This is a genomic window from Limnohabitans sp., from assembly GCF_031538885.1.
In the GTDB taxonomy this organism is placed as follows: Bacteria; Pseudomonadota; Gammaproteobacteria; order Burkholderiales; family Burkholderiaceae_C; genus Limnohabitans.
In genome coordinates this window covers 1-6061 of record NZ_JAVKLW010000090.1, presented here as the reverse complement: position 1 = coordinate 6061, position 6061 = coordinate 1, and the positions used below count along the sequence as shown (strand labels likewise).

The following is a 6061-nucleotide window of genomic DNA, read 5'->3' as shown; positions in this document are numbered from 1 at the left end:
TTGGTATCGTTCTTCTCGGCTGAGGTGCTTGTACATTGGGCAACTTCGACTTGGCGGTTAAAGCGGCCATGATGCTCTCGCATCCTCAGCCACCTATAACCAGTTCATCTTTGTTGCACTTCGTCCTTGAATCCGCCTCGTTTGAAATACTTCTGTCGCGAATCACACGTCCCCATTTGGCATAGTCACTCTGAACACGTTGCGCCATCTGACTAGGGCCTTGAAAGTTGGCAATACACCCTGCGTCACGCAACTTATACTGAACTTCTTTGTCGGCCAAGATGTCTTGAATCTCTTGGGCGAATCGATCTACTACGGGTTTCGGTGTGCCCTTGGTCACCATCAAACCGCCCCACGAAATCGCGTCATAACCCTTGATGCCCTGCTCCGAAATGGTCTTTACATCCGGCACCACACTTACACGCTGAGGTGACCCAATGGCAATCGCACGCAACTTGCCCGATTTGATGTGTGGCAGCGCGGCCACCAAATCTGAATACATGACAGGGACCACACCACCCAAGGTATCCGTGATGGCAGGCACGCCGCCTTTGTAGGGCACATGCTGCATCTCAAAAGCTGCCAACTGCTGAAGCAACTCCATGCTCAAGTGGCCAAAACTACCCACGCCTGAGCTGGTGTAGTGCATCGGTTTGGGTTGGGCCTTGGCGTAGGCGATGAGTTTGGCCAAGTCGGTCACATCGGGCAACAACGCTGCGTTCACCACAATCACAATCGGCAAGTCATACACCGTGGCTACTGGTGTGAAATCTTTGGTGGTGTCATAACCTGCAGCTTTGTTGAAGTGCGGCGCCAACATGGTGGGCGTAGCCAGCATCATCAAAGTACTGCCGTCTGGGACACTTTTGGCTACCTGTGCGGCAGCAATCGCACCCGATGCACCAGCTCGGTTTTCTATGACCACGGTTTGCTTGAGTCGCTCCGCCAAACGCTGGCCCACGATGCGTGATGCCATATCAGTAGACCCTCCTGCAGGAAAAGGCACCACCAGCTTGAGTGTCTTGTCAGACGCGCTGCCTTGCTGTGCCTGCACCGCCCCCATACTTAAACCCCACACACAGCTCATCACAAACCATCGCACCATCCAACCCATTGCACGAGTCACAAACATAGGTATCTCCCAACAGTGGTTGTGTTATACCTTTGGCAAAGTCAGCACACCTGCTGCTTGCAAGGCCTCAAGTTGGCTGTCGTTCATTGCCAAAAGATTTTGTAAAACAGCCCGTGTCCCCTCTCCCAAGGTGGGAGGGGCACGTCGAATAGGCAAACGACGACCATCCAAGCGATAGGGCGGCGCAAACACAGTCGTTGTCCCCACCACAGGATGCGGCACGTCTTGCACCATGCGACTTCGACGTGAACGCTCGCTCGTCAGCGCTTCATGTAAACCCGCCACGTTGCCGCAAGGTATGCCAGCGGCGGCAAGTCGCTCCAGCAGCAAATTGCGCGGAAATTTCTGAATCAACGCCTTGAGTATGGGGCCTAAAGCTTTTCGGTTTTTGGCACGCTCCACATTGGTGGCAAACAATGGGTTTTCCACAATGTCTGGGCGCATCACCACCTGGCGACAAAATTTGTCGAACTGTGCGTTGTTGCCCACGGCAATGATCAGTGGGCCATCTGCTGCTTCGTACATGCCATAAGGCACGATGGAAGGATGCGCATTGCCATAGCGCTCTGGGTCATGGCCGAGATTCAAAGCATCCAACCCGTAATAGCCAGACACAGACAAACCGCAGTCATACAAAGCCATCTCAATGAGCTGACCTAAGCCACGGCGCTCACGACGCAACAAGGCCGCCAAAATGGCTTGCGCCGAGTACATACCCGTCATCAAATCCACCACCGCCACACCAAATTTCAAAGGCGGCATATCGGCGGCACCATTGAGCGCCATCAAGCCCGCTTCGGCTTGAATCACCAAGTCATAACCAGGTCGACGGGCCTCTGTACCTCTGCTGTCGTAGCCGGCCACGGCGCAATAAATCAAATCCGTCTTGAGTGCTTTGAGTTGTTCGTAACCAATGCCTAGTTTGTCGGCACCACCTGTTTTAAAGTTGTGAATCACCACATCGCACTGAGGCACCAACGCATGGATGATCTTCACACCCTCGGCGGATTGGAGGTTTACCGTGATGGACCGCTTGTTGCGGTTCATGCTGTTGTAGTAGGTGGTCTCCGTCTTGCCAATGCGCATGCCCCAATCGCGCGTGTCGTCACCACGGCTTGGGTGCTCGACCTTGATCACCTCAGCACCAAAGTCGCCTAACACCATGCCGCACATGGGACCGGCAAACACACGTGAAAGATCTAACACACGAATGCCAGCCAAAGGCAAATCATGTGTCTCATGCGAAGTAGAGGTACTCATTGACTGACCTAACGTAAAGAGGTGTAGTTGGGTTGTCGCTTATCCAAAAAGGCCCTGATGCCTTCTAAAGATTCATCGCTGCCCATGGCCTCGACCATGAATCGCGCCTCAAGTTCGAGCTGATCATCCAAAGAGTTTCGCATCGCATGACGACACAATTGTTTGATGTGCGCCATGGACTGTTGAGGCCCTTTTGAAATGTCAGCCGCCAACGCCAGCGCGTTAGGCAATGCCTGACCCGATGCCACCAAACGATTGACCGCACCCAAGACATGCATGCGCTCCCCACTCAACGGCATGCCTGTCAAACACAACTCGGTCAAGACTTGGCGAGACACAAACTCAGCCAAAAAAGCCGTCGCCCCGCCATCGGGCGTGAGGCCCACTTTCACATAAGCCACGGTGAACATGGCGTCTTCGGCGGCCACCAACATGTCACAAGCCATCGCCAACGAAAGCCCCGCACCCGCCGCTGCACCTTCGACTGCGGCAATCACAGGCTTGGGGCAATCACGCACCGAGCGGATCAAATCATGCAAGCCCTCTAGCCGCACACGACGTTCTGACACATGCAACTCGCGCCGCTTGGCCAATTGGCGCAAATCGCCACCAGAGCAAAAGTGCCCACCTTCGCCTGTGAGCACGATGGCCCCCACAGAAGGGTCTTGGGCCGCGGCATGCAAAGCCTCGGTCAAGGCGGTGTAGAACTCAAAGCTCAGCGCATTGCGTGCAGCCACGTTGTGATGGGACAAAACCAATACAGGGCCTTCACGATGGGTGACTAAAACGGGTGACATCAACGCCTTTCGATTCAGTGCATGTCGGTTCGTGCATTTTGATTCAATGCGTTTGGCTCAAGGCGATGAAACGTGCCAAGTGGTGATCCTCGTCACCAAACTCATGGTCGATCATCACCAATCGTTTGGCATAGTGAGATAGGGGTAACTCCCAAGTCATGCCAATGCCACCATGCAACTGAATGCTTTCTTCGGCCACCAAGGTGCCAACGCGTCCAATGCTGTACTTGGCGGCAGACAGCGCTTTTTCGCGAACGACACGATCTTCCTCATCTACAGCAGCAGCAGCATTAATCACCGCAGAACGTGCTTGTTCGACCTCTAGCAGCACATCCACCATGCGGTGTTGCAAAGCCTGAAAACTGCCGATGGGTACACCAAACTGCTTGCGGGTGCGCAGGTACTCCAGCGTTTGATCTTTGGCCACATCCATGGCGCCCACCGCTTCGGCACACACCGCCAACAAGGCATAGCCACGCACACGCTCCAGCACATCGTAACCAGCCCCTTCGCTTCCCAATAAAGCACTGCCATTTACTCGCACGTTGTCAAACATCAACTCCGCGGCACGACCGCCATCAATGCGGTTGAACGCACGGCATGTGATGCCTGCGGATTGACCTGGAACAAGAAATAAGCTGATGCCTGTCTCGCTGTCCGTCGCACCCGATGTGCGCGCCGAAACCAGCAACCAATCAGCCTGCTCACCAAAACTCACCAAGCCCTTCACGCCCTTGAGTACCCAATGCTCACCCTCGCGCGTGGCAGCGGTCGCGACATGGTTCAACTCATGGTGAGCGCTGGGCTCGTCATGCGCCAAAGCGGCCATGGCCGAGCCATTCACCAAATGCGCCAAAAGTTCTTTTTGTGCATCACTGCCAGCCAACATCAAGGCACGCCCCACGAGCAATACCCCCAACAAAGGCTCTGGCACGATACCTCGGCCCAAGCATTCAAACACCACACTGATGTCAAACCCTGCGCCAGCAAAACCACCGACTTCTTCTGGAAACAAGGCACCCATGGCACCCAGCTCCGCAAACTGCGCATACAAAGTCGGGCTATGCCCTTGTGTGCCGTACGCACATTGGTTGCGCACATCTGTTCTGTATTGCTCAGAGACAAAACGATTCAAGCTATCCATCAGCATGCGGCGATCTTCGGTATGTTCAAAATTCATGGGGTACTCCTTTCACACGCAATCAGCCGTCACAGGCCCAAGATCATTTTGGAAATGATGTTTTTCTGAATCTCGTTGGAACCACCAAAAATCGACAACTTGCGGTGGTTGAAGTAAGACGATGTAGCCATCGTCGCGACTTCATCACCCAACGGTTCTTGCTGGTGGGTACTCTCATGTGAGTCATAGAAATAAGGTGCTGCAAAAGGTGCGGCATAAGGCCCCATGGCACGACGCGTGAGGGAGAAAATTTCTTGACGAATTTCAGTGCCGCGAATTTTGAGCATCGAACTTTCTGCGCCTGGCACACCACCGCCAGCGACCGTTGCAATGACGCGCAAGTTGGTGGTCTTCATGTTTTCTAAATCAATCTCTACCTTGGCCATACGTGCGGCAAACAAGGGGTCCTGCGATAACGGCTTGCCGTTGCAACGCACACGATCTGCAATGACCTTCAGGTTTTCTAAGCCAGCCACCGAAAAGCCCACACCTGCAATGTTGGTGCGCTCGTAGGTGAGCAAGTATTTGGCATAGGTCCAGCCCTTGTTTTCTTCGCCCACCAAGTTGTCCACGGGCACTTTGACATCGGTGAAAAACACCTCGTTCACTTCATGCGCCCCGTCTAAAGTGATGATGGGGCGCACCTCAATGCCAGGCGATGTCATATCCACCAGCAAAAAGCTGATGCCTGATTGCGACTTGGCTTCACGGTCGGTTCGTACCAAACAAAAAACCATGTTGGCGTATTGGCCCAGGGTGGTCCATGTCTTTTGACCGTTGACAATGTAGTACTCACCGTCACGCACAGCCCTGGTTTTGACGGAAGCCAAATCTGAACCAGAGCCTGGTTCTGAATATCCTTGGCACCACCAGTCAGAGCCGTCCAAGATGCGCGGCAGCCAATGCGCTTTTTGAGCTTCGCTGCCGTACTTCATCAACACTGGGCCGAGCATGCTCACCCCAAACGGCACGATGCGGGGGGCGTACGCCAACGCACATTCATTTTCAAAAATAAATTTTTCTACGGCATTCCAACCAGGGCCTCCCCACTCCTCGGGCCAATGGTTGGCGAGCCAACCTCGCGCATGGAGTTTGGCATGCCAGCCTTCCATGTCGGCCTTGGACAAATGCTCGCCCGCACGCACTTTGGCCGACAAATCAGGCGACAAGTTCTGCGCCAAAAACGCACGCACCTCATCGCGAAAGGCTTCTTCTCGAAGGGTAAAGTTCAAATCCATATCAATCCCTTGTCAGAATATTTCGAACAAACCTGCCGCACCCATACCACCTGCAATGCACATGGTCACCACGCCCCACTTGGCTTTGCGGCGTTGCTCCTCTAGCAAAATGTGGCCAGCCAAGCGTGCGCTTGGCGTGCCAAACGGAGGGCCTATCGAAATGGCACCGCCGTTCACATTCAGGCGTTCATCAGGTATGCCCAATGTTTTTTGGCATTACGTCAAATTATATTTTCCAATGAACGTTGATTCGCCTCCCTCATCTTGAGGGTCGACATCATTGATGCGGGCAATCGCAGCAAGGCCGCTAGCAATGACCTTACCCCTGAAAAACGTACTCCTTAGCTGATAGGTAAAAATCAGTTTTAGGAGAGAGAAATGAGCGATTCGATACGACGGGCGCGGTACACACTGGAATTCAAGCTGGAGGCCGTCAGGCTGGTCAAGGGTGGGC

Annotated in this window: 6 protein-coding genes and 1 pseudogene; all 7 read right to left on the bottom strand. The window is 53.9% G+C overall.

The window, feature by feature from the left end:
* Nucleotides 1-85: 85 nt before the first annotated feature.
* Nucleotides 86-1063 (bottom strand): tripartite tricarboxylate transporter substrate binding protein, encoded by a 978-nt coding sequence (locus RMS03_RS07175; protein ID WP_310626398.1) that lies wholly within the window; start codon nucleotides 1061-1063, stop codon nucleotides 86-88.
* 93 nt (nucleotides 1064-1156) lie between these two features.
* Nucleotides 1157-2392, bottom strand: coding sequence for a CoA transferase (locus RMS03_RS07170; protein ID WP_310626397.1), 1236 nt, complete (start codon nucleotides 2390-2392; stop codon nucleotides 1157-1159).
* An 8-nt stretch (nucleotides 2393-2400) separates the two neighbouring features.
* Nucleotides 2401-3189 (bottom strand): oxepin-CoA hydrolase, alternative type, encoded by a 789-nt coding sequence (locus tag RMS03_RS07165; RefSeq protein ID WP_310626396.1) that lies wholly within the window; start codon nucleotides 3187-3189, stop codon nucleotides 2401-2403.
* A gap of 43 nt (nucleotides 3190-3232) precedes the next feature.
* Nucleotides 3233-4369: an acyl-CoA dehydrogenase family protein gene (locus tag RMS03_RS07160; RefSeq protein ID WP_310626395.1), complete on the bottom strand. Its 1137-nt coding sequence runs from the start codon at nucleotides 4367-4369 to the stop codon at nucleotides 3233-3235.
* Nucleotides 4370-4398: 29 nt separating this feature from the next.
* On the bottom strand, nucleotides 4399-5607 hold the full coding sequence (locus RMS03_RS07155; RefSeq protein WP_310626394.1) for an acyl-CoA dehydrogenase family protein: 1209 nt from the start codon (nucleotides 5605-5607) through the stop codon (nucleotides 4399-4401).
* Between the two features lie 12 nt (nucleotides 5608-5619).
* Nucleotides 5620-5823 (bottom strand): annotated as a pseudogene (locus RMS03_RS07150) (acetyl-CoA C-acyltransferase); the annotation flags it as partial.
* Nucleotides 5824-6061: hypothetical protein (locus RMS03_RS07145; RefSeq protein ID WP_310626393.1), on the bottom strand; the 238-nt coding region annotated here is incomplete at its 5' end. It abuts the pseudogene before it with no gap.

What these genes read in the sequence shown, in the direction of transcription:
- RMS03_RS07175 (WP_310626398.1), bottom strand. Translation starts at nt 1,063, where the DNA reads ATGGGGGCGGTGCAGGCACAGCAAGGCAGCGCGTCTGACAAGACACTC.
- RMS03_RS07170 (WP_310626397.1), bottom strand. Translation starts at nt 2,392, where the DNA reads ATGAGTACCTCTACTTCGCATGAGACACATGATTTGCCTTTGGCTGGC.
- RMS03_RS07165 (WP_310626396.1), bottom strand. Translation starts at nt 3,189, where the DNA reads ATGTCACCCGTTTTAGTCACCCATCGTGAAGGCCCTGTATTGGTTTTG.
- RMS03_RS07160 (WP_310626395.1), bottom strand. Translation starts at nt 4,369, where the DNA reads ATGAATTTTGAACATACCGAAGATCGCCGCATGCTGATGGATAGCTTG.
- RMS03_RS07155 (WP_310626394.1), bottom strand. Translation starts at nt 5,607, where the DNA reads ATGGATTTGAACTTTACCCTTCGAGAAGAAGCCTTTCGCGATGAGGTG.